This window comes from Candidatus Methylopumilus turicensis (assembly GCF_000953015.1).
Classification (GTDB): Bacteria; Pseudomonadota; Gammaproteobacteria; order Burkholderiales; family Methylophilaceae; genus Methylopumilus_A; species Methylopumilus_A turicensis.
Genome location: NZ_LN794158.1, coordinates 1320294 through 1345157 on the forward strand (window position 1 = coordinate 1320294; position 24864 = coordinate 1345157).

Below are 24864 nucleotides of genomic sequence, written 5' to 3' on the forward strand. Positions count from 1 at the left end.
TTTATGAGTCGCCACCCACCACTACCGTGACCATTTTTTCAGGATGAATGCGCCGACTAAATGCGTCTTTAATTTGCGCCTTTGTAACCTTATTTAGATTTTCATTAAAGTCATCTAGATAGGTCATCGGCAAATGATAAAAACCAATCAACGCAAGGTAATCCAAAATCTTACCATTGCTGTCAATGCGCATTGGGAAGCCGCCGACAAGATTTTGTTTCGCGGCTTTTAATTCTGCATCTGTCACACCATCTTTGATGAATTTATCTAAGGTTTCACGTACCAAAGCCAGTGCCGCATCGGCTTGCTCACGCTTGGTTTGCAGGCCAACTTGAAACTGACCTAATTCCGCCATCGGCATGAAGTAGCTGTAGACGCTATACACCAAACCACGCTTCTCACGTACTTCTTCGGTTAAGCGTGAAACAAAGCCGCCACCACCCAACACATAATTACCAACATACAGTGGGAAAAAGTCGGCATCACCACGCTTTATGCCTGGGTAACCAAGCAAGATGTGGGCTTGCGTTGCAGGGTGGGCGATACGCTGCTCATTGGCGGAGTTAGGATAAATCACAGAGGCTAATGGCTTTGGCTTCTCAGCCTGAGGCAGGTCCAATGAGATTTTTTCCGCAATTTGTGCGGCTTGCTCACGACTGATATCACCAATTAAAGCAATTACCGCACCTTGAGCACCGTAGTAAGTGCGGTAAAACTTTTGCACATCATCACGTTTTATTTGATCGATCTGCTCAGGCTCTGAATTGAAACCGTAAGGATGCGCACCAAATAAAGCTTTGCTAAAAGCTTTATCCGCGATGGTCTCTGGTTGCGTTGCTGCCTCTTTCAGCCCTGCAATCACACGCGCTTTTTCACGCGCTAATACATCTTCAGGAAAGTCAGGTTTTTGCAAAATCTTGGTATACAAGTCCAAGGCTTTGTCTCGCTCAAGGGCACTGCTTAAAGTACGAAGCTTTACACTGGACTTATCATCATCAATGCCGCCGCCTAATTGCGCGCCAATATCAGCAAACTGTTTAGAGATTTTTTCATCGGTTAAGCCAGCTGCGCCCAACGTCATTAAATGACGAGTAATACCAGCAACACCAAGTTTAGATGCATCATCACGCGCACTTCCTGCATAAAAGTTCGTACTAATGTCGATAATCGGCAAATCATGATTTTCGACAAAATAGACTTCTGCACCACGACTTGTTTGCCATTGCTGTATTTTTAAGCCTGCCTGTGCTTGCAGAGAAGCCAATAGGCCAATTAGCGTAAAGCCTAAGCCACGAATAAGCGATTTAGTGAACATGTGGCTTTCCTTTCGGGGTGTTGTCATTAGGGTCGATAGGTTGAGGGTCTAGCGTCGCGACCGTTAAATTGTCTTTGTTGAAGTACTTCTTTGCCACCGCTTGCACTTGCTCAGCAGTCACTGCTTGAAGTTTTGCAGGGTAGCCCTTCAGGATACGCCAAGAGAATCCAGCCGTTTCTAAATTACCAATTTGCATGGCTTGGTAGAACATCGAATCGCGTTGATAAACATCCGCCGCAATCACTTGCGCTTTGACGCGCTGCAACTCTTCTTCCGTGACACCGCCTGTTTTGATCTTTTCAATTTCATTCAAAATCGCGGCTTCTAGCTCCGCGACTGACTTGCCTTCTGAAGGCGTAGCATCCAGCACAAAGATTGACTGACGACCACGTTGCACCATGTCATAGGCCGCATCCACGTCTACTGCAATTTGGCTTTGGCGGACGAGATTTTGATTTAAGCGTGCAGATGCGTTGCCATTAAGTACCCCAGCTAATATCTCCAGCGCATAAGGCTCAACGTCTTTATCCGCATCTTGGAGTGATGGCACATGAAAACCCATCAATACGTATGGCAGCTTTGCTTGTGCTTTCACTACTACGCGACGCTCACCCTTTTGTTCAGGCTCCACTTGTGGCTTTCGCGCTGGGAGTGCATGCGGTTTAAGCGGACCAAAATATTGCTTTGCTAGCTTGAGCACCTCTTGTGCGTTCACATCACCCACCACCACCAAGGTGGCGTTGTTTGGCGCATACCAAGTTTTGTACCATTCGCGCGCATCATCCGCCGTCATATTCTCGAGGTCGTTCATCCAGCCCACAACAGGACGACCATAGGGATGTACATGATAAATAGTTGAATTAAATTGTTCAGTCACTTTGGATTGAGGTTTATCCTCAGTGCGCCAGCGACGCTCTTCCATCACTACTTTAATTTCTTTCGCAAACTCTTCATCCGTTAAATTTAAGTTTGCCATACGATCGGCTTCAAGTTTCATTGAAAGCGGCAAATTAGATTTTTCTAGTTGCTGAAAGTAAGTCGTTTGGTCTTGGGCAGTAAACGCATTTTCCTTACCGCCGGCCGCAGCAATTAAACGTGAAAATTTTCCTGCAGGCACCGCTTTAGTGCCCTTAAACATCATGTGCTCTAGCACATGTGCTACCCCAGTTTTGCCATTCACTTCGTCTAAAGCCCCAGCGCGATACCACACTTGAGACACAACCACTGGTGCTCGATGGTCCTCTTGCACCACAATCTTTAGACCATTATCTAACTTAAACTCTTGAACCTCCGCCGACATGGCCAAAGGCGAGAAAGACAAGCCCAGCAACAGGCTCAATGATAGGTTTCTTAGTTTAAAAATTCGCACGTTTTAACTCTCCTCAACAGCATTACATTATAGCTGGCATCGCCTCATTAATTGCGTTGCACATAGATGCTCGTTTTTCAGACCAGCCATCATCTTATTAAGTTCGTCACACGCCCCTTATATTCTATTTGGTTATTTATTTATAAATAATAAGTATTTTTAATTATTAAATAACGTTGATAAAGTGCTCGTCATTCGCAGCAAGGCAAGATGAAAAGGTGAATCAAATGAGCACTGAAACAGCAAACAAACAAAACAGTAGCTTAGTACAAGCGCTTTTGTCAGCGATTAACTCGCTGCGTTTTGGCTCGGTTGAAATTACCGTCCATGAGGGCCGTGTGACACAAATCGAAAAGCGCGAAAAAGTGAGATTCACTGATTCAACAAACAACCCAATAACGCCCACTGAAAAATCAGCGGCAAAAATTCTACAAGATAGTAACTGATCAGACGTCTGAACGTTACCCAAGCAAAAAAAACATTTAGATAACCCTGGAGTTAACATGCACATTAAGAAAAAACTAATCCCGGTGCTCATTGCACCCCTATTCGTCGGCCTTACATTGTCAGGCCAAGCCTTAGCTAATGATAGCGATGAACTAGAAAAACTGCGCCAATTGGTGCAAGAGCTAGATCAAAAAATCAAAGTACTAGACCGCAAAAGCGAACTTGCTGAAGAAGCAGCTGCCGCCAAGAAAAAAGAAACGCCTGTTGTAAAAGCCGGCAGTGGTGGCTTCTCTTTTGCTTCAGCTGATGGCAAAAACGAAATTAAATTCAGAGGCCTTATTCAGGCAGATCATCGTGAATTTATCGATGGGGCTAATGACGTTCGATCAAGATCAAGAAACCGTGCGGGAAATATTGCAGACGATGGCTTTAATGATGCTGATAGTTCATCTTTGCTTCGTCGCGTTCGCCCTACTATTGAAGGCAAAATTAACGATAAGTACGGCTTCCGTTTTACGCCTGAATTTGGCGGTGGGAGTGCATCAGTAGTCGATGCTTATGTAGATGCAAACTTAAACCCAGCCTTTAATCTTAAGGCTGGTAAGTTCAAAAGCTTTGTTGGCCTGGAGCGTTTGCAAGGTGGCGGTGATATTAAGTTCCTCGAGCGCAGTTATGTGACTAATGCAATTCTGCCTAACCGTGACTTAGGTGTGGCGGTATATGGCTCACTGTTCGATAAGAAACTTGATTACGCTTTTGGTATCGTTAACGGCGTGGCAGATGGCGGTAACATCACAACCGGCGCATCTTATAATGGAGAACGTGAATATACTGCTCGCTTATTCGCAACGCCGTTCAAAGATGATATTTCAGCGCTATCTGGCTTAGGCTTTGGACTTGGTGGCACTTATACCGACTTCAAGGGCGAGCAAAACCTGAACTGGACAGATACCACAGCTGCTGATGCAACACGTAATGGCTTACCAAGCTACGTGACTGAGGGCCAAAATACTTTCTTCAGATATGGCAATAACGTTGTCGCAGATGGCAAACGTCTTAGAGTTTCGCCTCAGGCTTATTACTACAATGGTCCATTTGGCTTAATCACAGAATATGCGCGTGTTTATCAAGACGTTTCATTAACAGACCGCGGTGCCGGAACGACAACCAATGCTGAACTTCCAATTCTAGCTGGTACTAAAAAGCAACTAGAGCACGATGCATTTAATATTGGCGTGACTTACCTGATTACAGGCGAAGATGCTTCATTCAAAGGTGTCAAACCTAAGAATGATTTCGATTTGGACAAAGGCGGCTGGGGCGCATGGGAGCTAGTGGCGCGTTACAGCGAAATTAATCTTGATAGCAATACGTTTAAAAATGGTGCTGGTAATGTAGCCGGAGAAAACTATGGTACAGGTGGAACTGCACCTGCAAACGTGGCTTTAAATGGCGCCTACGCTGACGGCACCCTCAGTGCAAAAGCCGCTAAGACTTGGACCATCGGCACAAACTGGTATCTGAATCAAAATGCAAAAATCGCTGTCAATTATGCCCAAACCTCTTTTGATGGTGGTTCAATTTCAGGAAACACTGCAACAGGCACAGGTGCTGATGTAGCAACCGGAACTCGAATTGTCGCAGACCGCCCAGATGAAAAAGCAGTCTTAGCCCGATTCCAAGTCACCTTTTAATTTAACTCAAACAAGCTAAAGGAAAAATCATGAAAAAATCATTACTTCACATTAGCCTGCTAACTGCATTGGTGCTCGCACCAATTGCGCAAGCAGCTGATATCACGTTACTAAACGTTTCTTACGATCCAACACGTGAGCTTTATCAAGATTACAACAAAGCTTTTGCTAGCTATTGGAAAGCAAAAACTGGCGACAACGTAACAGTTAAGGCATCACATGGCGGCTCAGGCAAACAAGCCCGCGCGATTATTGATGGCTTGGATGCCGACGTGGCAACACTTGCACTTGCTTACGACGTTGACCAACTTTACGAAAAAGGCAAACTCATTCCCAAAGATTGGCAAAAGCGTTTAGGTCATAACAGCGCGCCATACACTTCAACTATTGTTTTCTTAGTACGCAAAGGCAACCCTAAGAAAATTAAGGATTGGAATGATGTGATTAAGCCAGGCGTTTCTGTGATTACCCCTAACCCAAAAACATCAGGCGGCGCTCGTTGGAACTACCTCGCTGCTTGGGCATACGCACTAAAAAACAACAACAACGATGAAGCGAAAGCAAAAGAGTTCGTTGCGAAGCTCTTTAAGAATGTACCTGTACTAGATACTGGCGCGCGCGGCTCTACTACGACGTTTGTAGAACGCGGAATTGGCGATGTATTGCTCGCTTGGGAAAACGAAGCATTCTTGGCACAAAAAGAGTTAGGTCCAGACAAGTTTGAGATTGTAGTGCCTTCACTATCAATCTTGGCTGAGCCAACCGTGACTGTGGTGGATAAAGTGGTCGATAAACGTAAAACCCGTGCCGTAGCAACCGCATATTTAGAGTACTTGTACTCTGATGAAGGCCAAGAAATCGCAGCACAAAACTACTACCGCCCAACCTTAGAGTCTGTGGCTAAAAAATACGAAAAATCATTCCCAAAAGTGAATTTAGTGAAGATTGATGAAGTATTTGGCGGCTGGCAAAAGGCGCAAAAAACGCACTTTTCAGATGGCGGTACTTTTGATGAAATCTACCAGAAGTAATTAAGAAATCAGGAAACAACAGGTGGCTTGAATAATAATCAAGCCACCTTTTTTTATTTTCTGCAGGCCTTGAAAAGATGATCGTGAATAGTCATACCGACTATCATTGCTATCACAAAAATAAACGCTTCTTTGTAGCCTGCCCCCATGGTCACCAATGCAGGGCCCGGGCAAAAACCAGCCAATGCCCAGCCAGCACCAAACAATAGACTGCCAATCACAAGCTCTTTGGAGATGTGCGTTGTGCCTGGCAAATGAATAGGTTCATCAAACATAGCTTGGGTTTTATCTTGTACGAACTTAAATCCAACAAAGGCAACAGCTATTCCGCCAATCATCACAAACATCAAGCTTGGATCCCATGCGCCTGTAATATCCAGGAATCCAATTACTTTAGCTGGGTTGGTCATACCGGAGATAATTAAACCGAGCCCGAAAACTATTCCAGATAGTAATGTCATGATATTTTTCATGTTTAACTCATCCTTAAAACATGGAGAAATAAGTAGCAAACGACAAAGCCCGAAAACATAAAGCTGATTGTCGCAATTAAAGATCTAAGTGATAGACGGCTTAATCCGCATATGCCATGCCCGCTAGTGCAACCCGATCCCATCCGCGTGCCAAAGCCTACCAAGAGACCAGCGACGATTAAGGTGCTTAAAGAGGCGGATATGCTTGATTCAGGCAAAGGCGCAAATAGTTGATAAACAAAACTTGAGACAAGCAGGCCAATCAGGAAAAGCCCTCTCCAAAGGCGATGGCTATTAGCAGTACTATCCATATCAATTAACCCGCCAAGAATTCCGCTGATACCAGCAATCTTGCCCCTAAAAACTACTAACAAACTAGCGCCCAACCCTATCAGCAGCCCCCCAAAAAAGGCGTTGCTGGGTGTGAAATTGACCCAATCAATGGTAACGGACATCGTGAACTCCCAAGTACTTTTTAGTGACAGTTTAAATTAAGCAGTGATGTGTGTGTATTAAATATATTTATATATAACTATATACTCATGTATTATAGATTAATACTTTTATCCAAAGATATTTTAATGATGCAGTTAGATGACCAAGCTTTTATTCAACTTGCCAAATACTTTCAAGCCTTGGCAGAGCCTATGCGGCTCAAGATTTTAAATGGCTTAAGAGATGGTGAAAAGAACGTAACCGCGCTTGTTGAAATCTCAGGCGGCACACAGGCGAATGTATCGAAACATCTGACTTTACTCACCGCCTCAAGGCTCATTAAGCGCGAAGCCCGCGGCACAAAAGCGTATTACACCATCGCAGACCAACGCATTTATGATTTATGTAATTTAGTTTGCGGACAAATTGCAAGCCAAATGAGCCAAGAGGCGGCAGCAAATGAAGCGCTTATTTTTTCTCTTCAAGCTACGCAATAAGTCGCCCAACGCTAAAAATAAAATCGATCGGAGAGCAAGATGATTTTTAAACAATTCTTTGAGACGGAAACCTGCACGTTTACCTATTTACTGGCTTGTGAAAAAACCAAGCAAGCGGTGCTGATTGATACAGTTGAATCTGAAGTGCCTAAGTACCTAAAAAAACTAGATGCACAAGATTTGAAGTTAGTTTACACACTCGAAACGCATGTGCATGCAGACCATGTGACAGCTGCAGACATTCTGAGACAAAAACTAGGCAGTAAAAGCGTTGTACATCGTGATGCTGGCGCAATGTGCGGTGACTTATTGGTGACTGATGGCGTTCATCTCATAGTTGGCAGCCTTGATTTAGAGGTCCGATACACGCCTGGCCATACCAATGGCTGCATTAGCTTCTTTGCAGGAGACCGCATATTTACAGGAGACTCATTGTTGATTGGCGGGTGTGGCCGCACGGATTTCCAAAGTGGCGATGCTGGAAAGCTCTATGACAGCATTCATGCCAAGATTTTTAGCTTGAATGACGATGTCATTATTTATCCTGGGCATGATTACAACGGCAACACCCAATCAACCGTGGGGGAAGAGCGTAAAAATAATAAGCGCCTGGGAAATAACCGAAGTCGCGAAGCCTTCATTAATTTGATGAGCGAGCTTAAGTTAGCCTACCCCAAATATATCGACGTCGCAGTGCCTGCCAATCAGGCATGCGGAAAAGTAGCGTCGCCACAGGCTGCCTAAGCCCTTCGATACCCAACAAAATAGACAAGGACTTAGCATTGAACTCAGAGGCACTCCCAAACAATTCCATGTTAGATCAACAATGATTGACCCTATCCTTATTACGATATTGCTGGGACTATTTATTGGCTTGGTATTAGCGCTGACTGGCGCTGGTGGTGCAATTCTCTCCTTGCCCCTTTTGGTTCTTTTTTTAGATATCAAAATGATAGAAGCCGCCCCCATTTCACTGATCGCCATTTCAATCTCAGCAGGCATTGCTGCATTAATAGGCCTCAGAGCCGGCATAGTCCGATACAAAGCAGCAGGGATCTTGGCGACATTTGGGATACTGTGCGCGCCTATTGGTGTATATGTTGCGCACCATCTCAGTGAACAAACGCTGGCAATGCTATTTTCTGCAGTTCTATTCGTTGTTGCATGGCGATCATTCAAAAACATGAACGTCTCTCCCCTTTTGATAACGAATCGCACTGAGACCATCAATGGGAAAAATCTCGTTAAAAAAATAGAGCCTGCCTGTGCATTGCATCCAGCCACATCTAAACTATTTTGGACCGCTCATTGCACTGTCAGCCTAATATCTACTGGTGGACTTTCCGGGTTCTTGTCGGGATTGCTCGGCGTGGGAGGTGGCTTCATTATTGTGCCGACACTGCAACGAATTTCAAACTTAGAAACGAAGATAATCACTGCGACCTCTCTTGCGGTCATTGCTTTGGTCTCGATCGCCAGCACTATAAGCTACGCGGGCAATGGAACTATCTTATGGTCGATCGCGCTGCCTTTTACAATTTCGATGCTCAGCGGCATGTTTTTAGGCAGATGGCTTCATGACAAAATCCCAAATCTTATCCGTATGCTTATGTTTTCATTATTGTCCTTATTCATTGGCTTACTGATGTTACTCAATATGTTATTTGGTAACTAAGCAGCCCCCCTTGGCAAGATCAACCTCCAAAAGCACTTGACACCAATCAATCTGCTGATATTTTTATATAACAAATAAGAATATCAATATCATCATTCATTATTTAATATTGATAATGAAGTCTGATAAATTACGCACAACTTATTTAGTTAGATGCGGCAATTTATGGCAAAAAAACATCACAACGTACTCCCTGGGTTTAATCTTTCCTTAGGGTTCACCATCTTTTATTTAAGCTTAATTGTGCTCATCCCACTTTCAGCTGCTTTCATTAAAACCAGCGCTTTAAGTCTGCACGAGTTTTGGGTGGCGGTTGCTTCACCAAGAGTTGTTGCGTCTTACAAGCTCACCTTTGGCGCATCACTGATTGGCGCTTCAATTAATGCTGTGTTCGGACTACTCACTGCTTGGGTGCTCACACGCTATACCTTCCCTGGCAAACGTATTATTGATGCCTTAGTGGATTTGCCTTTTGCCTTGCCAACCGCAGTGGCCGGTATCGCATTAACAGCCATTTATGCGCCCAATGGCTGGATTGGTAGCCTACTTGCACCACATGATATTAAGGTGGCATTTACCCCAATTGGCGTGGTGATTGCCTTAACCTTTATTGGGCTCCCTTTTGTAGTGCGCACCGTGCAACCTGTGCTGGAAGATTTGGAAGCAGAAACCGAAGAAGCGGCCGCAAGCTTGGGCGCGAACCGCTGGCAAACGTTTACTAAGATTATTTTCCCAGCGATTGCACCTGCGCTGCTCACTGGTTTTTCATTAGCCTTTGCCCGCGCCATTGGTGAGTATGGCTCCGTCATTTTTATTGCGGGCAATATGCCGATGGTGTCTGAAATCACCCCGCTCATCATTATTACCAAGCTAGAGCAGTATGACTACGCTGGCGCAACCGCGGTTGCGGTGGTGATGCTCATCATTTCATTCCTCCTATTGCTTGCGATTAATGGCTTGCAATGGTGGAGCAGTCGACGCAATGCAACAGCGATTTAAGGATCAAACCCATGTCAGGCATTAGTACCACGCAATTTTCAAAATACAGCGCAAGAGTCGCCAAAAGCCGCGCCACATCAGAGCCTGTTTGGGTTCGATGGACACTCATTGCCGTCACTTTGCTGTTTTTAAGCTTGTTTTTATTTATGCCGCTCGTGGCAGTTTTTACCGAGGCATTAAGCAAAGGCTTTGATACCTATGCTTCAGCACTTTCTGATGCGGACGCACTATCAGCGATGAAGCTCACTTTTATTGCTGCGCTGATCGCCGTGCCACTCAACTTAGTATTTGGCGTAGCCGCCGCTTGGGCGATTGCTAAATTTGAGTTTAAAGGCAAAAGCATCCTGATCACTTTAATCGACCTGCCTTTTGCTGTTTCACCGGTGATTGCTGGATTAATTTACGTGCTTGTTTTTGGCTTACAAGGGTGGTTTGGTCAATGGCTTTCAGATCATGACCTCAAAGTCATTTTTGCGCTCCCTGGGATCGTACTCGCGACCATTTTCGTGACCGTCCCATTTGTCGCACGTGAATTGATTCCTCTCATGCAAGCTCAGGGCAAAGATGAGGAAGAAGCAGCCTTAGTGCTAGGAGCCTCTGGCTGGCAAATTTTATGGCGCGTCACTTTACCGAACATCAAATGGGGATTGCTATACGGCGTCATATTAACCAATGCCCGCGCAATGGGAGAGTTTGGTGCAGTGTCTGTGGTGTCAGGCCATATTCGTGGCATGACCAACACGCTGCCGCTTCATGTTGAAATTTTGTATAACGAGTACAACTACGCAGCGGCCTTTGCGGTGGCATCCGTTTTAGCCTTATTGGCACTGGTGACTTTGGTATTGAAATCTATCGTTGAATGGCACGCCGCAAGAAGCGCACGTGCCATAGAACAAAACTAAATAGCAGAAACTTTAAGAGGATTATTTTATGAGTATCGAAATCCGTCATGTGAAAAAAAACTTTGGTGACTTTAGTGCACTCAATGATGTGACGCTCGATGTGCCTAGCGGCGAGCTTGTTGCGCTACTTGGCCCTTCTGGTTGCGGCAAGACCACATTGCTTCGCATCATTGCAGGCTTAGAAGCGCCTGATGCTGGCAGCATCCATTTTCACGGCAAAGACACCACGGAGCGTGATGTGCGTGAGCGCCAAGTGGGCTTTGTATTCCAACACTACGCCCTATTCCGCCACATGACCGTATTTGAAAACGTGGCATTTGGTTTGCGTGTGCGCCCAAAAGAAACTCGTCCTAGCGATGCCGAAATTAAACGCCGGGTGCATGAGTTACTTGAGCTTGTGCAACTGGACTGGCTAGCTGATCGATATCCTCCTCAGCTGTCAGGTGGTCAACGCCAACGTATTGCTTTGGCGCGCGCTTTGGCTGTTGAGCCAAAAGTATTGTTACTTGATGAGCCATTCGGCGCCTTAGATGCAAAGGTGCGTAAAGAGCTTCGCCGTTGGTTGCGCCGTCTGCATGATGAGCTTCATATCACCAGCGTATTTGTGACGCATGACCAAGAGGAAGCACTGGAAGTCGCTGACCGCATTGTAGTAATGAACAAAGGCAAGATTGAGCAAATTGGCACACCGCAAGAAGTGTATGACAAGCCAGCAACAGCCTATGTCTACAACTTCTTGGGGCATGTGAATCAATTTAATAGCCAAGTAGTAGAAGGCGAAGCCAGCATTGGCGGCTTGAGCATTAAGCTTGAAAAAGAAAACCAGCAAGCAGATGGTGCGGCACTGGCTTTCATTCGTCCGCATGATATTGATGTGCAAAGAATCAAAAGCGGCACTGCGCCGGCTTTTGAAGCGAAAGTAAATTACATTCATGCCATCGGCCCGTTGGTAAGACTTGAGCTGCAACAGCTAGGCCAAGATGCGATTATCGAAGCTGAACTTACCCAAGAACGCTTCCGCGAACTCGCTTTAAATACTGGCGAACAGGTATTTATTTACCCACGCAATGTTCGCGTTTTTGTGGACAACACCGCATCAGCCTAAAACAAATCACCTTCTGCAATCCATTTATCCCCTGCACGCCATCAAGACGATAGCGTGCAGGGGGCTTTGCGACTAAAATGGCGTTAACTCACTCGATAAGATGCTATGTTCGATTTTTTCAAAAAAGACAAAACCCCAGAAGCAAAAACTAAGGCAGAAGCCCCAGCAGAAGCAGCATCAAAAGCAAGCTGGGCAGAACGTCTTAAACAAGGGTTATCACGCACACGCAGCCAACTAGGCAATCAACTTGCCAGTTTGTTTGGTGGCGGCAAAATTGATACGGATGTTTACGAGGAACTCGAAACTATCTTACTGACCTCCGACGTTGGCATCTCAGCCACACAAGCCTTACTCGACGACATTAAACAGCGTGTTGCTCGCCAAGCACTCAGCGACACATCACAGCTCAAAGCGGCGCTTAAAGAGTCGCTGATGGCTTTATTGGCACCATTAGAAAAACCGCTCAACACTTCAGAACACCAACCCTTTGTGATTATGCTCACTGGTGTTAACGGCGCAGGCAAAACCACCACCATCGGCAAACTCACCCATTTATTCCAAGCAGAAGGTAAGTCTGTACTGATTGCCGCTGGCGATACTTTCAGAGCAGCTGCTCGCGAACAGCTCCAAGCTTGGGGAGAGCGTAACGATGTGCATGTGGTGGCGAGCGAAGGTGGCGATGCTGCAGCAGTGATTTTCGACGCCATCAACTCAGCGAAAGCAAAAGGCATTGACGTTGTGCTGGCTGACACTGCTGGCCGTTTGCCAACTCAGCTTAATTTGATGGAAGAGATTAGTAAGGTTAAGCGCGTCATCAACAAAGCACTACCAGGCGCACCGCATGAAGTACTGCTCGTGCTGGACGCCAACACTGGTCAAAATGCGGTGATGCAAGTCAAAGCCTTTGACGATGCACTCGGCGTCACAGGATTAGTATTGAGCAAATTAGATGGCACGGCCAAAGGTGGTGTGATTGCCGCGATTGCGCAAACAAGGCCTATCCCCGTTCGATTCATCGGCGTGGGTGAATCTATTGAAGATTTGCGCCCTTTTAAAGCAAGCGAATTTGTAGAGGCATTATTTGAATGATTAAATTCGACCGAGTCAGCAAACGCTATCCAGGTAGCTTTGATGCCATTAAAAACACAACGTTTGAAATCAACCAAGGCGACTTGGTGTTTGTCACAGGCGCATCCGGTGCAGGTAAGAGCACATTACTCAAATTGATTGCAGGACTTGAGCGCCCGACTTCTGGCACAGTACTGATTAACAATCAAAACGTCAGCCAACTAAAAGCGGCCGCGATTCCTTATTTACGACGTAACTTTGGATTAATTTTCCAAGACCACAAATTACTTTACGATCGCAATTGCTTTGAGAATGTGGCTTTGCCACTGCATATCAATGGCATCTTGGGTGAAGAAGCCGCCAAGCGTATTCGTGCCGCTTTGGACAAAGTTGGATTACTCGCAAAAGAAAAGTCCATGCCCATTACGCTTTCTGGCGGTGAGCAGCAACGCCTTGCGATTGCTCGCGCTGTGGTCAGCCGCCCTGCCATCCTAATTGCCGACGAACCCACTGGCAACCTTGATGAAAACTATGCCGCCGATATTTTGGGGTTCTTATACGCATTCCAACAAGTGGGCGTTACCGTCATCATCGCTTGCCATGAGTTGCCCCACAATATTCCAGAAAATATGCAAACCGTCATGAAAGTATTGCATTTGCAACATGGAGAATTATCCGCATGAATCAATGGCTAAACCAACACATTCAACCCGCCAAAATGGTAGCGGATCGGATGCGTCAACACTTATTAGGCACCTTTTTAATGTGCTGTGTCATGGGCGTGACACTTTCGCTTCCTGCCATTTTATTTACCATTGTCGACAATTTAGGCCAAGTGGCGAGTCGGGTTGAAAGCAAGCCTCAACTGAGCTTATTTTTAAAACTGGATGCTTCAAGTAGTGCCAAAGCAAACATTGATGCTCAGTTAAAAAAACATCCGGATATTGCCAAGTATGTGTTCGTGAGCAAAGAGACTGCTTGGGCGCAACTTCAGGAAAACGCGGATACTGCCAATATCACCGCTAGTCTAAATAAAAATCCGCTGCCAGATGCTTACTTTGTGACGCCTAAAGACATCAAGCCAGAGAGCATTGAGCGCCTGCAACAAGAGATGCAACAATGGAACGGCGTGGAGCTGGCGCAAATAGATGCTAACTGGATTAAGCGTTTAGACACCGTGCTCAAATTAGGTAAAAAAGCGATTTTTGTTTTGGTTGTACTGCTTGGCTTTGCTTTGGTCGCCATTATTGGCAATACCATTCGCCTGCAAATCATGACGCAACTTGAGGAAATCGAGGTGAGCAAACTCATCGGCGCCACCAATCAATTTATTCGCCGTCCTTTTTTATATGCTGGCACGCTTTATGGCCTTGGCGGTGGATTGGCGGCTTGGCTGATCGTGCTGGCCGTGGTGCAATTTTTTAACACGTCAGTAACTGAAATTGCAGATTTATATGCCAGTCAATTTAGACTTAGTATGCCCAATGCAACGATTACCCTAGCCATGCTATTGAGTGCGGTTAGCTTGGGTTGGCTCGGTTCTTTTATCGCCGTTAACAGATCGTTAGCGAAGATTGAAAAACTATAATGCAATCAATACTCAACTAAAGCGCTTAGTCATTTCACAAAGTAATCCATGAAACTCCCTTGGACGACACGTGCACAAAAAATTGCCGAGCTTAATGCCAACCAACATTTGGCATCGCGAACTTTTTATTTACCGCCGATAGGCGATGCTCACCTCAACATTCGCATTAGTCGGAACACCAGCTTTGCAATTATTATTTCATTGCTTATCCACGCGGTGATTTTGTTTTTTGTATTGCCCAATCTCATCAAACCCAACAGTGTTTTTCCGCCACCACAGGCGCTGACCATTACGCTCAATAAACCACAGCCACAAAAAATGGCGGAGCCTGCGCCTGCAATACCCGAACCACCAAAGCCAGCGCCTAAACAAAAAAAAGTGGTTAAAAAAGAAGCGCCAACCCCGCCCGTGATGGCAACGCAAAAGCCCCAAAGCAACAGTCAGCTTCAGGTGCCGATTAAACAACAAGAGACATATAAACAAACGCTAGCAGATCAACCCGTTGATATGATGGCCTTGGTGAATGCAAATCGTCAGCGCAGACAAGCAGAAGAACAAGCTGCCACAGCCAAAGAGCGTGGCACGCCGAATGAAGATCAGCGCGACGCCATCATTAAGCGAAACTTAGCGCAGGATGGCACCAATGGGATTTTTCAGATTCGCGAAGTTGGCTTACATACTGCGCAATTTAGCTTCAAAGGCTGGAAGAATAATTACAACAATGCGCGACTAGAAATATTTGACGTGCAAGCCAAGCCACACGAAACAATTGAGCTGGCCATCGTCAGGCGAATGATATTAATTATTCGTAAGGACTACAGTGGCGACTTTGAGTGGGAGTCCCAACGCCAGGGTCGCACCATCACTAAATCTGCAAGGTTGGAAGATACGGCTGAATTAGAGCAGTTTTTATTGCGGGAAATGTTCCCGAATCACGGCTTCAGATAATGATCATTTCGCTTCTGCTTTGCTAAATGCCAAAGCGCATAAAGTAATCAACGCAGCGCCAGACAAGTAAAAACCCACAAAGCTCAAGCCGTAATTCCCGGCAAGCCAAGTCGCAATAAACGGCGCAAACGAAGCCCCTAAAATACCCGCAAAGTTAAACGTGAGTGACGCGCCTGTATACCGAACTTCGGTCGGGAATAACTCCGAAAGCATCGTACCGAGCGGGCCATAAGTCATGCCCATCAACCCCAAACCTAGGCATAAAAATAAGGTGATTTTGACCACATCGCCAGAGCCAAATAATGGCGCCATCAATAGGCCAAAAGCAGCAATAGCAAGTGATGCAGTCATCAATACCGCTTTGCGGCTAAATTTATCCGCAAGCAGTGCAGAAATAGGAGTAGCTAAGCCAAAAAATAAAACGGCAAAAAGTTGTATAAACAAAAACTCACGACGTGAAAACCCTAAGTTCGTCGTGGCCCAGCTCAAGGTGAACACCGTCATCAAGTAAAACAACACAAAGGTCGCCAGGGCAATAAAAGTACCCAAAAACAAATGGCGCCCATGTTCTTTAAACACCGTAATCGCTGGCACTTTGACACGCTTATTGGATTTTAATGATTCTAAAAAAGCGGGTGTTTCGGTGATATTAAGACGCACATATAAGCCAACCAAGACTAATAAAGTGCTCGCTAAAAATGGGATGCGCCAGCCAAAATCAAAAAACTGTTCATTGCTTAATGTATCGCTAAGTAGCAGGAAAATTCCACCCGACATTAAGAAGCCAATCGGCGCCCCAAGTTGGGGGAACATGCCATACCAGGCCCGTTTATTCGCCGGCGCGTTTTCAGTTGCGAGCAATACCGCCCCGCCCCATTCGCCTCCTAAACCCAAGCCCTGGCCAAAACGACACAAGGTTAATAACACAGGCGCGGCAATGCCCACGCTCGCATAGGTTGGTAACAACCCGATCGCCACTGTCGACAGCCCCATGGTCATGAGGGCAGCAACCAAGGTCGCTTTTCGGCCCACGCGATCACCGAAATGTCCGAATACGGCTGAGCCTAAGGGGCGCGCAAAAAAGGCAATCGCAAATGTCGCGAGTGACTGCAGCATCGCGTTCGTTGCATCACTAGATGGAAAAAACAAAGTAGGAAAAACAAGGACAGCGGCATTGGCATAGATGTAAAAATCAAAAAATTCAATCGTCGTGCCGACCAAGCTCCCTAACAAGATTTTTCCTTGAGGGTTGGGTTGCATTAATGCGGCATCTTGTTTCATTTGAATAGATTCTCGTTAAGTGTTTTTGGGGATTGTACCCGATCGCTTGGTCAGCACTTACAATTTGAAAAAGGTGGAACTTTTAAGGGCTAGCACTCTCGAATGTAGAGTGCTAAAATTGGCACCATGAATAAAGGCAAATCCATGACGAATGCATTGAGCTTACCGATTCCATCGGCTTTAGATAGCTTGGACCAGTACATGCGCACCATCAAAGCCTTTCCTGTGCTCACCGCAGAGGAAGAGCTGGATTACGCAACGCGCCTGAAAAACAATAACGACCTTGAGGCTGCAAAAGCGCTCATCGTTTCACACCTACGTTTAGTGGCGAGCATTGCGCGTGGTTACTCTGGCTACGGCTTGCCGCAAGCCGATTTAATTCAAGAAGGCAATATCGGCCTAATGAAGGCGGTAAAACGCTTTGACCCAACACGCGGCGTGCGTTTGGTATCGTTTGCAATGCATTGGATTAAAGCGGAAATGCATGAGTACATTGTGCGCAATTGGCGCTTGGTGAAAGTGGCGACGACCAAAGCTCAACGCAAGTTATTCTTTAATTTACGTAGCATGAAAACTGGCGCTGGTAGCCTTCAGCCTGATGAGGTGGCGCATATTGCGCGTGAGCTTAAAGTAAAGCCTGAAGAAGTATTGGAGATGGAATCGCGCCTTGGTGGCCATGAAATCTCACTCGAGGGCAATAGTGATGACGACAGCGAAGACACTTTTAGTCCGATTGCTTATTTAGAAGATGAACATCCTGAGCCTTCAGAAATGTTATCCGCGATTGAGCAAGAGCATTTGCAAACAACTGGCCTAGCGAGCGCCCTTGCAAGCCTTGATGAGCGAAGCCGTCGAATTGTTGAAGCCCGCTGGCTCACACAGGATAGCAGTGCAACCTTGCATGACTTAGCGGATGAGTTTGGCGTGTCTGCTGAACGTATTCGCCAAATTGAACAAAAGGCGATGGAAAAAATGAAAATTGCTTTAGCTGCGCATGCGCATTAAAAAATGAAAGCAATAAAAAAGCTGCCTAGGCAGCTTTTTTATTGCTTTGAAACTGATGCCTGTGTCTTATGGGAGCAGGCTTCAACTATGGCTTATCAGTCTTTTAGTGAAAAAAGATCACTGATAATGCACTCAACCAAGAAAATGTAATTAATCCAACGATGATTGTTAATGGCAAATTTTCAAATGTGAAATATTGTTTCATACTGAGCCCGTTTAAATAAAGTGAATGATTAAGTGCTAAACAATCTAAAACAGTAGTTTATAAGTATAGGCGAGACAGTTCAACTTAAAGATGTAGGCAGAGGCTTTTATTTAGAATTTGCTCGATCTTGTTCAACAGATCGTGAGGATTGTTTGCGCTGTTTAAAAGGAATCATCGGGTCATCCTCATCCATCAAAATTCTTTGCGCAGGGCCATCAAGGTCATCATACTGCCCGTTTTTAATGGCCCAAAAAATACCAATCGCTGCCAATCCAATAAAAACGATCGTCAAACCCAATTGAAAAAATAAAGCATTTAGACTCAAGCAACCAATCCCTTTAAAAATAATCAATCTATAAAATCATTATAATACCGACTTAAACTGCATTCAGCTGAGTTTATATCAGCCAACCTTGGGTTGACTGAATGCGAAGGCGCTTTCTGCTATGATTCAACTTTAGGTTTATTTAAAATTTATGCACTCAAATAACGGCAACCAACCCATACCGAGCAGTATAAAACTGCATCAAAAATCACGGCTTTTAGAAATTGCGTTCATTGACAACACCGAATGCATGCTCTCCTGTGAATTTCTTCGCGTTTACTCTCCATCCGCAGAGGTGCGTGGGCACGGCGCTGGGCAAGAGGTTCTTCAGGTCGGTAAAGAAAATGTGAACATCTTAGCGATTGAACCTGTCGGACAATATGCGATTAAGCTGATTTTCTCAGATGGTCATGATACTGGCTTGTACTCTTGGGATTATTTATACGACTTAGCCCGAAATTACGAAGGCCTTTGGTTGGAATACATCGGTAAGCTCGATGCAGCAGGGGTAAAGCGCAACCCTATCGAAACTGTTCAATAAGTCTTTATGCATTGCGCTTAATGAATCAGGTCGCAGCGAAAAAGATCAATATATTTATTGAAGCTTGATTCAACAAAAGTTTAAAAAGGTAAGTAAAGATGTCCGACTCCAATCAAACGCATTTTGGTTTTAAAACTGTTAAAGAAAACGAAAAGGCCAGTAAAGTTGGTCAAGTGTTTCATTCGGTCGCTCAAAAGTACGATTTGATGAATGACGTGATGTCGGCTGGCTTACACCGCACATGGAAACGCTTCGCAATTGAAGTAAGTGGCGTCAAAGCTGGCGATAAAGTACTCGATGTTGCTGGTGGCAGTGGCGATTTATCAAGACTGTTCAATAAAAAAGTAGGGCCAACTGGCCAAGTCATTTTGACTGACATCAATGCCTCGATGCTTGCTGTGGGCCGTGACCGCTTAATTGATGATGGTGCTGCAGTGCCTGCATTGCAATGCGATGCAGAAAAACTTCCATTTCCAGACAATCATTTTGATTGCGTGATTGTTGCGTTTGGCCTCCGTAACATGACCCATAAAGATAAAGCCTTAGCCGAAATGCGCCGTGTACTAAAGACTGGCGGACGGTTGCTGGTACTAGAATTTTCTAAGGTCTGGAAGCCGCTGGCCCCAATTTACGACGCTTACTCATTCAAGTTATTACCAATCATGGGCAAATTATTTGCAAAAGATGCAGACAGCTATCAATATCTTGCAGAATCAATTCGTATGCACCCAGATCAGGAAACATTGCGTCAAATGATGCTGGATGCAGGCTTAGCCAAAGTCGACTATTACAACTTAGCAGCCGGGGTTGTGGCTTTACATAAAGGCTGGAAAGTCTAGATTTTATGTTCAAGCCATTATTAACGCGCTTACTAAACCATCTTGTCACGCAAAACCAATGGGCGCGGTCTCATCTTTTACCTTTTAGTGGCAAAACAGTCCGTTTTTATATACCACCAGCCCAAGCAAGCCTCACCATACTAGAAGATGGTGGTTTGGCGGTAGCAGGTGAAACAAGCCATGCAGATGCTTCCATTCATTTATCTGCTTCGCTTGCATTGCGACTCTTGGCAAAAGATAGTGATGCCATGTCTAAAGTGCGTATTGAAGGGGATACAGAACTCGCTAAAACATTGGCTAAAGTGTTACAAAACATTCAATGGGATTACGAAGAGGATTTAAGTAAAGTCCTTGGTGACATATCGGCGAACAAAGCGAGCACTTTAGTTAAAGACACTGCCAAGGAAGCCAAACAACAAATGGTGAATTTTGCCGAAATGGCTGCAGAGTACTGGCAAGAAGAAAATCCACTCATCGCTAAAAAACGCCATGTCGAAGATTTTGTGCAGCAAGTTGACGTGCTTCGTGATGACGTTGAGCGCCTAGAAAAGCGCATGGCAAAAATACGCGCAAAATAAATCATCCAAAAATAGCTAAAAAGAAAAAATAGAAAAAATTTATGCGCTTATTAAGACTCATCAAAATCCTCTTCATCTCCCTCAAATTTGGGCTTGATGAATTTGTACTCGCGCATAGCAAGTTCCGCTTCCTCAGAAAATTGCTTCAAACAGTATTATTTTTCCGCAACAAAAAACAAGCGCGCGGTGAGCGTCTTCGTTTAGCGCTAGAAGCGCTTGGGCCGATCTTTGTGAAGTTTGGTCAAATGCTTTCAACTCGTCGTGATTTGATTCCACTTGATATTGCTGACGAACTCGCCAAGCTTCAAGACCAAGTCCCCCCTTTTGAATATGCACTTGTTGAACAGGTATTAATCGAGACTTATAACAAGCCGGTTAATCAAGTGTTCAGTCAATTCGACATCACCCCAATTGCCAGCGCTTCGGTAGCACAAGTCCACTTTGCACACTTAATGGATGGCAAACCAGTGGCTGTTAAGATTTTACGACCAGGCATCGCAAGCGTTATTCAAAAAGACATTAAATTATTAGAAGTTGCAGCTTGGCTTATTCAGGCCTTGCTGTCTGATGGAAAAAGATTACGTCCGCGGGAAGTGGTGGCTGATTTCTCACTGCACCTTAATAACGAGCTTGACCTCATGCTTGAAGCGGCCAACTGCAGTTTGCTTGGTCGCAACTTTCCGAACAGCCCGCTGTTACAAGTGCCCGAAGTTTATTGGGACTGGTGTCATGAGCAAGTCATGGTCATGGAGCGGATGAATGGTACCCCGGTAAGCCAAGTGGGTAAATTGCGAAGCATGGGCATCGATATACCTAAACTTGCGAGAGATGGCGTGGAGATATTCTTCACGCAAGTCTTTCGTGATGGCTTTTTCCATGCTGACATGCATCCTGGCAATATTCAGGTGGCTAACGATGGCCGCTATATCGCGCTTGATTTTGGCATTATGGGAACCCTCACCGAAAGCGATAAGCAATATTTAGCTCGTAATTTCCTGGCTTTTTTCCGCCGCGATTATCGCGAAGTTGCGCAAGCACATATTGAGTCTGGTTGGGTACCAAGCGATGTGTCTATTGACCAATTTGAAACGGCCATTCGTGCGGTCTGCGAGCCTATTTTCAACAAACCGCTTAAAGACATTTCTTTCGGTCGTGTACTCATTCGTTTATTTCACACAGCCAGAAGATTTGGCTTAATCATTCAACCGCAGCTCACCATGCTTCAAAAAACACTACTTAACGTTGAAGGCTTGGGCCGCGATTTAGACCCTGATCTAGATTTATGGAAGACAGCACAGCCACTGCTTGAGCGCTGGATGAGCGAGCAAATTGGTTGGCGTAGTGTATTGAAACGTATCAAAAATGAAGCACCGCATTGGGGCGCCGTATTGCCAACGTTACCACGCAAAATTGATGCGTTTTTAATGCATGACGTTAATCAGGTCGCCGAGTTGAAAATTGAATTGAACCGTTTACAAGCAGAACATCGTAAACAAAGTAGAGCATTTCGCCTGTTAATCACAGCGCTCCTTTCAGCCATTGTTTTAGTCTTATGGCAGATGAATAAGTAAAACAATAAGCTCAGAAATATCTTCCATGGCGTTTGGCAATCAAGTCTAGCTAAGCTACAATTAACGCTTAGCTTTCTGAGTTTTAAAACTATTTTGCGAAGTTGCTCCTGCAGCCCCACACATCCCAACAACTTGCTCCGCTCTTTGCAGCGCGCAACGTTTGCCTAAGCATGAACTCCCCTAAAAAACTCTTCATCAAAACCTTTGGTTGTCAGATGAATGAATATGACTCTTCGCGCATGGCGGATATGCTTTCAACTTCCGATGGCATGGTTACCACAGAGACAGTTGAGGATGCCGATGTCATTTTGCTCAACACCTGTTCAGTGCGCGAAAAAGCAGAAGACAAAGTCTTTAGTCATTTAGGACGTTTTGTCGAACTCAAAGAAAAAAATCCAAACTTAGTGATTGGCGTGGGGGGATGCGTGGCTTCCCAAGAAGGTGAGAACATCATCAAACGGGCTCCGTATGTTGATATTGTTTTCGGCCCTCAAACCCTCCACCGCTTGCCAGAAATGATCAAAACAAGTCGATCCAGTGGCGCATCGCAAGTGGACATTAGTTTTCCTGAAATTGAAAAGTTTGACCATTTGCCACCCCCACGCGTTGAAGGCGCCAGTGCGTTTTTAAGCATCATGGAAGGTTGTAGCAAATACTGTACGTTTTGCGTGGTGCCTTACACCCGCGGTGAAGAAGTCTCACGCCCATTTGAAGATATTCTGACCGAAGCGATTCAGTTGGCAGAGCAAGGCGTAAAAGAAATCACCCTGCTTGGGCAAAACGTCAATGCTTATCGCACTGAATACGAAGGCGATAAGGCTGATTTAGCACTACTCATTGAGACAATTGCCGAAATTCCACAAATCGAGCGCATTCGATTTACCACTAGCCACCCCAACGAAATGAGCGAGCAATTAATTAGCTGCTTTGCTAATGTGCCTAAGTTGGCGGCGCAACTGCATTTGCCTGTGCAAGCGGGCAGCGACCGTATTTTGATGGCGATGAAACGCAATTACACTGGGCTAAAATTTAAATCTATTATTCGCAAACTACGGACTGCCAATCCAAACCTTACATTTACTTCTGACTTTATTATTGGCTTTCCAGGCGAAACCGAAGCCGACTTTGAGGCCACAGTAAAACTGATGCAAGACGTGGGCTTTGATGCAAGCTTTAGTTTTTTGTACAGCCCGCGTCCAGGAACGCCAGCCGCATTTTTAAAAGATGATGTCACTGAAGCAACGAAATTAGCACGCCTAGCGAAACTTCAAGCCATTAATGAAGCCCAAGCCAAAGTTATTTCAAAAGCCATGCTAGGTTCTGTGCAACGCGTGTTGATTGAAGGAGCATCTTGGAAAGACGCTTCATTACTGGCAGGAAAAACCGATAACAACCGTGTTGTTGATATTGAAGGCGATGCACGCCTCATTCAGCAATTTGTGAATGTAAAAATCACTGACGTTTCTAACCCACGCCGTTTAGTCGGCGTGATTGTTGAATAGGTAATCATGGAAATCACGCTACAACCAGAAGATAATCACCGCCTTGCTAATCTCTGTGGCCCGCTTGATGAGAATCTGAAACAAATCGCATCCGCTTTAGAAATTGAAATCGCCCGTCGTGGTGCACATTTCAAACTCAGCGGCGACAAAGACAATACGCGGATTGCAGCACAGCTATTAGAAAGCTTCTACGCGCGGTCAAAAGAGGCCATTGAATTGGAAGACATTCAACTTAGTTTAGTTGAAGCCAACAAACTCAACGCTGACACAATTACTACCGCCGCGATGCCAAACCTGATGACCCGTCGTGCCGATTTACATGGACGCACACCTCGCCAAGTGAGTTATTTGCAACAAGTGCAAGATTACGACATCACCTTTGGCATCGGCCCAGCAGGCACTGGAAAAACCTACCTTGCGGTGGCTTGCGCAGTGGATGCGCTTACACGTGATAAAGTAAAAAGAATCGTCCTCGTTCGTCCAGCGGTGGAGGCAGGTGAGCGCCTAGGTTTCTTACCGGGAGATTTATCACAAAAAGTTGATCCTTATTTACGCCCTTTATACGATGCGCTTTACGATTTGGGTGGTTACGATAGCGTCAACAAGATGTTTGAACGTGGCGCCATTGAAGTTGCACCACTGGCTTACATGCGCGGCCGAACGCTTAACCAAAGCTTTATCATTTTAGATGAAGCGCAGAACACCACCCCCGAACAAATGAAGATGTTTTTAACGCGTATTGGTTTTGGCACTAAAGCGGTGATTACAGGCGACGTGACGCAAATTGACTTGGGGCGCGGACAAAAAAGCGGCTTAGTCGAAGCACAACAAGTGCTTAAAGATATCAAAGGCATTGCCTTTACGCACTTCTTATCCGAAGACGTGGTACGCCATCCTTTAGTCCAAAAGATCGTGAATGCCTACGAAAAATACGATGCATCTAAACATGCTCAACCACACGACCCGAAACATCAAAAACATGAGTAAACACCCTATTCTTTCTATGGATGTGCAATACGCCAGCGAACTCACTGGCTTACCAACTGCCACGCAATTCAAACGCTGGGCGCGCAATACCATCCGCGTGGATAGCGAAATCACTTTACGTATCGTGGATGAAGCCGAAGGTCTTGACCTTAATAATGCCTATCGCCAAAAAGATTACGCAACCAATGTGCTGACGTTTCCATTGGCAGAAGAGCCATTCATCATGGCTGATATTGTGATTTGCGCTCCCGTAGTGGCAAAAGAAGCCAAAGAGCAAGGCAAGACCTTAGAAGCACACTTTGCCCATTTAACAGCGCACGGTGTTTTGCATGCGCATGGTTACGACCATGAGGTTGCAGAACAAGCGGAATTGATGGAAAGTATAGAAACACAAATTTTGACTAAACTTGGTTATTCAGACCCCTACAGCGATGCAGCTCCATATGCTGATAACGAATAATCTTTCATATTTAATGGAAAACGA

General features: G+C 45.3%; 27 protein-coding genes. 21 read left to right on the forward strand and 6 right to left on the reverse strand.

Annotation, left to right across the window (positions count from 1 at the left end; all coding sequences use genetic code 11):
* Position 1 precedes the first annotated feature (1 nt).
* Positions 2 to 1315, reverse strand: a complete 1314-nt coding sequence (locus BN1209_RS06585) for a M16 family metallopeptidase (protein WP_045751469.1) — start codon at positions 1313 to 1315, stop codon at positions 2 to 4.
* On the reverse strand, positions 1305 to 2615 hold the full coding sequence (locus BN1209_RS06590) for a M16 family metallopeptidase (RefSeq protein ID WP_082048419.1): 1311 nt from the start codon (positions 2613 to 2615) through the stop codon (positions 1305 to 1307). Before BN1209_RS06590 ends, BN1209_RS06585 begins: the two co-directional genes overlap by 11 nt.
* A gap of 296 nt (positions 2616 to 2911) precedes the next feature.
* Between BN1209_RS06590 and BN1209_RS06595 the strand changes: the two genes are divergently transcribed.
* The 3 genes from BN1209_RS06595 to BN1209_RS06605 are packed head-to-tail and all read left to right on the forward strand — an operon-like array spanning position 2912 to position 5856.
* Positions 2912 to 3130, forward strand: coding sequence for a YezD family protein (locus BN1209_RS06595; RefSeq protein ID WP_045751470.1), 219 nt, complete (start codon positions 2912 to 2914; stop codon positions 3128 to 3130).
* A gap of 57 nt (positions 3131 to 3187) precedes the next feature.
* Positions 3188 to 4825, forward strand: coding sequence for an OprO/OprP family phosphate-selective porin (locus BN1209_RS06600; RefSeq protein ID WP_052661120.1), 1638 nt, complete (start codon positions 3188 to 3190; stop codon positions 4823 to 4825).
* 29 nt (positions 4826 to 4854) lie between these two features.
* Entirely contained in the window at positions 4855 to 5856 is a 1002-nt protein-coding gene (locus BN1209_RS06605; RefSeq protein ID WP_045751471.1) for a sulfate ABC transporter substrate-binding protein, read from the forward strand.
* Between the two features lie 53 nt (positions 5857 to 5909).
* Here the strand turns inward: BN1209_RS06605 and BN1209_RS06610 are convergent, their stop codons facing one another.
* Entirely contained in the window at positions 5910 to 6329 is a 420-nt protein-coding gene (locus BN1209_RS06610; protein ID WP_045751472.1) for a YeeE/YedE family protein, read from the reverse strand.
* Positions 6330 to 6331: 2 nt separating this feature from the next.
* Positions 6332 to 6784 (reverse strand): YeeE/YedE family protein, encoded by a 453-nt coding sequence (locus tag BN1209_RS09040; protein ID WP_082048420.1) that lies wholly within the window; start codon positions 6782 to 6784, stop codon positions 6332 to 6334.
* Positions 6785 to 6910: 126 nt separating this feature from the next.
* On the opposite strand from BN1209_RS09040, the gene BN1209_RS06615 reads away from it, so the two are divergent.
* The 10 genes from BN1209_RS06615 to BN1209_RS06660 all read left to right on the forward strand — a co-directional run bounded on the left by BN1209_RS06615 (position 6911) and on the right by BN1209_RS06660 (position 15546).
* The gene (locus BN1209_RS06615; RefSeq protein ID WP_045751473.1) at positions 6911 to 7261 is read left to right on the forward strand and encodes an ArsR/SmtB family transcription factor; all 351 of its coding nucleotides are present in this window, start codon (positions 6911 to 6913) and stop codon (positions 7259 to 7261) included.
* 39 nt (positions 7262 to 7300) lie between these two features.
* Positions 7301 to 8005, forward strand: a complete 705-nt coding sequence (locus BN1209_RS06620; protein ID WP_045751474.1) for an MBL fold metallo-hydrolase — start codon at positions 7301 to 7303, stop codon at positions 8003 to 8005.
* Between the two features lie 82 nt (positions 8006 to 8087).
* Positions 8088 to 8936, forward strand: a complete 849-nt coding sequence (locus BN1209_RS06625) for a sulfite exporter TauE/SafE family protein (RefSeq protein WP_045751475.1) — start codon at positions 8088 to 8090, stop codon at positions 8934 to 8936.
* 165 nt (positions 8937 to 9101) lie between these two features.
* Positions 9102 to 9935 (forward strand): sulfate ABC transporter permease subunit CysT, encoded by an 834-nt coding sequence (gene cysT, locus BN1209_RS06630; protein WP_045751476.1) that lies wholly within the window; start codon positions 9102 to 9104, stop codon positions 9933 to 9935.
* An 11-nt stretch (positions 9936 to 9946) separates the two neighbouring features.
* A complete protein-coding gene (gene cysW / locus BN1209_RS06635) occupies positions 9947 to 10837 on the forward strand; it encodes a sulfate ABC transporter permease subunit CysW (protein WP_045751477.1) in 891 nt (296 codons plus the stop codon).
* A gap of 28 nt (positions 10838 to 10865) precedes the next feature.
* The gene (locus BN1209_RS06640; RefSeq protein ID WP_045751478.1) at positions 10866 to 11942 is read left to right on the forward strand and encodes a sulfate/molybdate ABC transporter ATP-binding protein; all 1077 of its coding nucleotides are present in this window, start codon (positions 10866 to 10868) and stop codon (positions 11940 to 11942) included.
* Positions 11943 to 12047: 105 nt separating this feature from the next.
* Positions 12048 to 13031: a signal recognition particle-docking protein FtsY gene (ftsY, locus tag BN1209_RS06645; RefSeq protein ID WP_045751479.1), complete on the forward strand. Its 984-nt coding sequence runs from the start codon at positions 12048 to 12050 to the stop codon at positions 13029 to 13031.
* A complete protein-coding gene (locus BN1209_RS06650; RefSeq protein ID WP_045751480.1) occupies positions 13028 to 13693 on the forward strand; it encodes a cell division ATP-binding protein FtsE in 666 nt (221 codons plus the stop codon). The genes ftsY and BN1209_RS06650 overlap by 4 nt, the downstream gene beginning before the upstream one ends.
* Positions 13690 to 14598 carry a permease-like cell division protein FtsX gene (gene ftsX, locus BN1209_RS06655; protein WP_045751481.1) on the forward strand — a complete coding sequence of 303 codons (909 nt, stop codon included), beginning with the start codon at positions 13690 to 13692 and terminating at the stop codon, positions 14596 to 14598. The genes BN1209_RS06650 and ftsX overlap by 4 nt, the downstream gene beginning before the upstream one ends.
* Positions 14599 to 14646: 48 nt before the next feature.
* A complete protein-coding gene (locus BN1209_RS06660; RefSeq protein WP_052661121.1) occupies positions 14647 to 15546 on the forward strand; it encodes a hypothetical protein in 900 nt (299 codons plus the stop codon).
* A gap of 3 nt (positions 15547 to 15549) precedes the next feature.
* On the opposite strand, the gene BN1209_RS06665 is transcribed toward BN1209_RS06660, so the two are convergent.
* Entirely contained in the window at positions 15550 to 16827 is a 1278-nt protein-coding gene (locus BN1209_RS06665; protein ID WP_045751482.1) for an MFS transporter, read from the reverse strand.
* A 144-nt stretch (positions 16828 to 16971) separates the two neighbouring features.
* Here BN1209_RS06665 and rpoH point away from each other — a divergent pair, with 144 nt between their 5' ends.
* Positions 16972 to 17832 carry an RNA polymerase sigma factor RpoH gene (rpoH, locus tag BN1209_RS06670; RefSeq protein WP_082048421.1) on the forward strand — a complete coding sequence of 287 codons (861 nt, stop codon included), beginning with the start codon at positions 16972 to 16974 and terminating at the stop codon, positions 17830 to 17832.
* 311 nt (positions 17833 to 18143) lie between these two features.
* On the opposite strand, the gene ccoS is transcribed toward rpoH, so the two are convergent.
* On the reverse strand, positions 18144 to 18362 hold the full coding sequence (gene ccoS / locus BN1209_RS06675) for a cbb3-type cytochrome oxidase assembly protein CcoS (RefSeq protein WP_045752040.1): 219 nt from the start codon (positions 18360 to 18362) through the stop codon (positions 18144 to 18146).
* A 151-nt stretch (positions 18363 to 18513) separates the two neighbouring features.
* On the opposite strand from ccoS, the gene BN1209_RS06680 reads away from it, so the two are divergent.
* From BN1209_RS06680 to ybeY, 7 genes are all read left to right on the forward strand, one after another.
* Positions 18514 to 18903 (forward strand): gamma-butyrobetaine hydroxylase family protein, encoded by a 390-nt coding sequence (locus tag BN1209_RS06680; protein ID WP_045751483.1) that lies wholly within the window; start codon positions 18514 to 18516, stop codon positions 18901 to 18903.
* 98 nt (positions 18904 to 19001) lie between these two features.
* Positions 19002 to 19742: a bifunctional demethylmenaquinone methyltransferase/2-methoxy-6-polyprenyl-1,4-benzoquinol methylase UbiE gene (gene ubiE, locus BN1209_RS06685; RefSeq protein ID WP_045751484.1), complete on the forward strand. Its 741-nt coding sequence runs from the start codon at positions 19002 to 19004 to the stop codon at positions 19740 to 19742.
* Between the two features lie 5 nt (positions 19743 to 19747).
* A complete protein-coding gene (locus BN1209_RS06690) occupies positions 19748 to 20320 on the forward strand; it encodes a ubiquinone biosynthesis accessory factor UbiJ (protein ID WP_045751485.1) in 573 nt (190 codons plus the stop codon).
* A 41-nt stretch (positions 20321 to 20361) separates the two neighbouring features.
* On the forward strand, positions 20362 to 21891 hold the full coding sequence (gene ubiB / locus BN1209_RS06695; RefSeq protein WP_045751486.1) for a ubiquinone biosynthesis regulatory protein kinase UbiB: 1530 nt from the start codon (positions 20362 to 20364) through the stop codon (positions 21889 to 21891).
* Between the two features lie 170 nt (positions 21892 to 22061).
* On the forward strand, positions 22062 to 23393 hold the full coding sequence (gene miaB / locus BN1209_RS06700) for a tRNA (N6-isopentenyl adenosine(37)-C2)-methylthiotransferase MiaB (protein WP_045751487.1): 1332 nt from the start codon (positions 22062 to 22064) through the stop codon (positions 23391 to 23393).
* 6 nt (positions 23394 to 23399) lie between these two features.
* On the forward strand, positions 23400 to 24380 hold the full coding sequence (locus BN1209_RS06705) for a PhoH family protein (RefSeq protein WP_045751488.1): 981 nt from the start codon (positions 23400 to 23402) through the stop codon (positions 24378 to 24380).
* Positions 24373 to 24840 carry an rRNA maturation RNase YbeY gene (gene ybeY, locus BN1209_RS06710; RefSeq protein ID WP_045751489.1) on the forward strand — a complete coding sequence of 156 codons (468 nt, stop codon included), beginning with the start codon at positions 24373 to 24375 and terminating at the stop codon, positions 24838 to 24840. Before BN1209_RS06705 ends, ybeY begins: the two co-directional genes overlap by 8 nt.
* The last annotated feature ends 24 nt before the right edge of the window (positions 24841 to 24864 follow it).

Excerpts from the sequence above, each read along its gene's own strand:
- BN1209_RS06585 (WP_045751469.1), bottom strand. The coding sequence starts at position 1,315 with ATGTTCACTAAATCGCTTATTCGTGGCTTAGGCTTTACGCTAATTGGC.
- BN1209_RS06590 (WP_082048419.1), bottom strand. The coding sequence starts at position 2,615 with ATGTCGGCGGAGGTTCAAGAGTTTAAGTTAGATAATGGTCTAAAGATT.
- BN1209_RS06595 (WP_045751470.1), top strand. The coding sequence starts at position 2,912 with ATGAGCACTGAAACAGCAAACAAACAAAACAGTAGCTTAGTACAAGCG.
- BN1209_RS06600 (WP_052661120.1), top strand. The coding sequence starts at position 3,188 with ATGCACATTAAGAAAAAACTAATCCCGGTGCTCATTGCACCCCTATTC.
- BN1209_RS06605 (WP_045751471.1), top strand. The coding sequence starts at position 4,855 with ATGAAAAAATCATTACTTCACATTAGCCTGCTAACTGCATTGGTGCTC.
- BN1209_RS06610 (WP_045751472.1), bottom strand. The coding sequence starts at position 6,329 with ATGAAAAATATCATGACATTACTATCTGGAATAGTTTTCGGGCTCGGT.
- BN1209_RS09040 (WP_082048420.1), bottom strand. The coding sequence starts at position 6,784 with ATGTCCGTTACCATTGATTGGGTCAATTTCACACCCAGCAACGCCTTT.
- BN1209_RS06615 (WP_045751473.1), top strand. The coding sequence starts at position 6,911 with ATGATGCAGTTAGATGACCAAGCTTTTATTCAACTTGCCAAATACTTT.
- BN1209_RS06620 (WP_045751474.1), top strand. The coding sequence starts at position 7,301 with ATGATTTTTAAACAATTCTTTGAGACGGAAACCTGCACGTTTACCTAT.
- BN1209_RS06625 (WP_045751475.1), top strand. The coding sequence starts at position 8,088 with ATGATTGACCCTATCCTTATTACGATATTGCTGGGACTATTTATTGGC.
- cysT (WP_045751476.1), top strand. The coding sequence starts at position 9,102 with ATGGCAAAAAAACATCACAACGTACTCCCTGGGTTTAATCTTTCCTTA.
- cysW (WP_045751477.1), top strand. The coding sequence starts at position 9,947 with ATGTCAGGCATTAGTACCACGCAATTTTCAAAATACAGCGCAAGAGTC.
- BN1209_RS06640 (WP_045751478.1), top strand. The coding sequence starts at position 10,866 with ATGAGTATCGAAATCCGTCATGTGAAAAAAAACTTTGGTGACTTTAGT.
- ftsY (WP_045751479.1), top strand. The coding sequence starts at position 12,048 with ATGTTCGATTTTTTCAAAAAAGACAAAACCCCAGAAGCAAAAACTAAG.
- BN1209_RS06650 (WP_045751480.1), top strand. The coding sequence starts at position 13,028 with ATGATTAAATTCGACCGAGTCAGCAAACGCTATCCAGGTAGCTTTGAT.
- ftsX (WP_045751481.1), top strand. The coding sequence starts at position 13,690 with ATGAATCAATGGCTAAACCAACACATTCAACCCGCCAAAATGGTAGCG.
- BN1209_RS06660 (WP_052661121.1), top strand. The coding sequence starts at position 14,647 with ATGAAACTCCCTTGGACGACACGTGCACAAAAAATTGCCGAGCTTAAT.
- BN1209_RS06665 (WP_045751482.1), bottom strand. The coding sequence starts at position 16,827 with ATGAAACAAGATGCCGCATTAATGCAACCCAACCCTCAAGGAAAAATC.
- rpoH (WP_082048421.1), top strand. The coding sequence starts at position 16,972 with ATGACGAATGCATTGAGCTTACCGATTCCATCGGCTTTAGATAGCTTG.
- BN1209_RS06680 (WP_045751483.1), top strand. The coding sequence starts at position 18,514 with ATGCACTCAAATAACGGCAACCAACCCATACCGAGCAGTATAAAACTG.
- ubiE (WP_045751484.1), top strand. The coding sequence starts at position 19,002 with ATGTCCGACTCCAATCAAACGCATTTTGGTTTTAAAACTGTTAAAGAA.
- BN1209_RS06690 (WP_045751485.1), top strand. The coding sequence starts at position 19,748 with ATGTTCAAGCCATTATTAACGCGCTTACTAAACCATCTTGTCACGCAA.
- ubiB (WP_045751486.1), top strand. The coding sequence starts at position 20,362 with ATGCGCTTATTAAGACTCATCAAAATCCTCTTCATCTCCCTCAAATTT.
- miaB (WP_045751487.1), top strand. The coding sequence starts at position 22,062 with ATGAACTCCCCTAAAAAACTCTTCATCAAAACCTTTGGTTGTCAGATG.
- BN1209_RS06705 (WP_045751488.1), top strand. The coding sequence starts at position 23,400 with ATGGAAATCACGCTACAACCAGAAGATAATCACCGCCTTGCTAATCTC.
- ybeY (WP_045751489.1), top strand. The coding sequence starts at position 24,373 with ATGAGTAAACACCCTATTCTTTCTATGGATGTGCAATACGCCAGCGAA.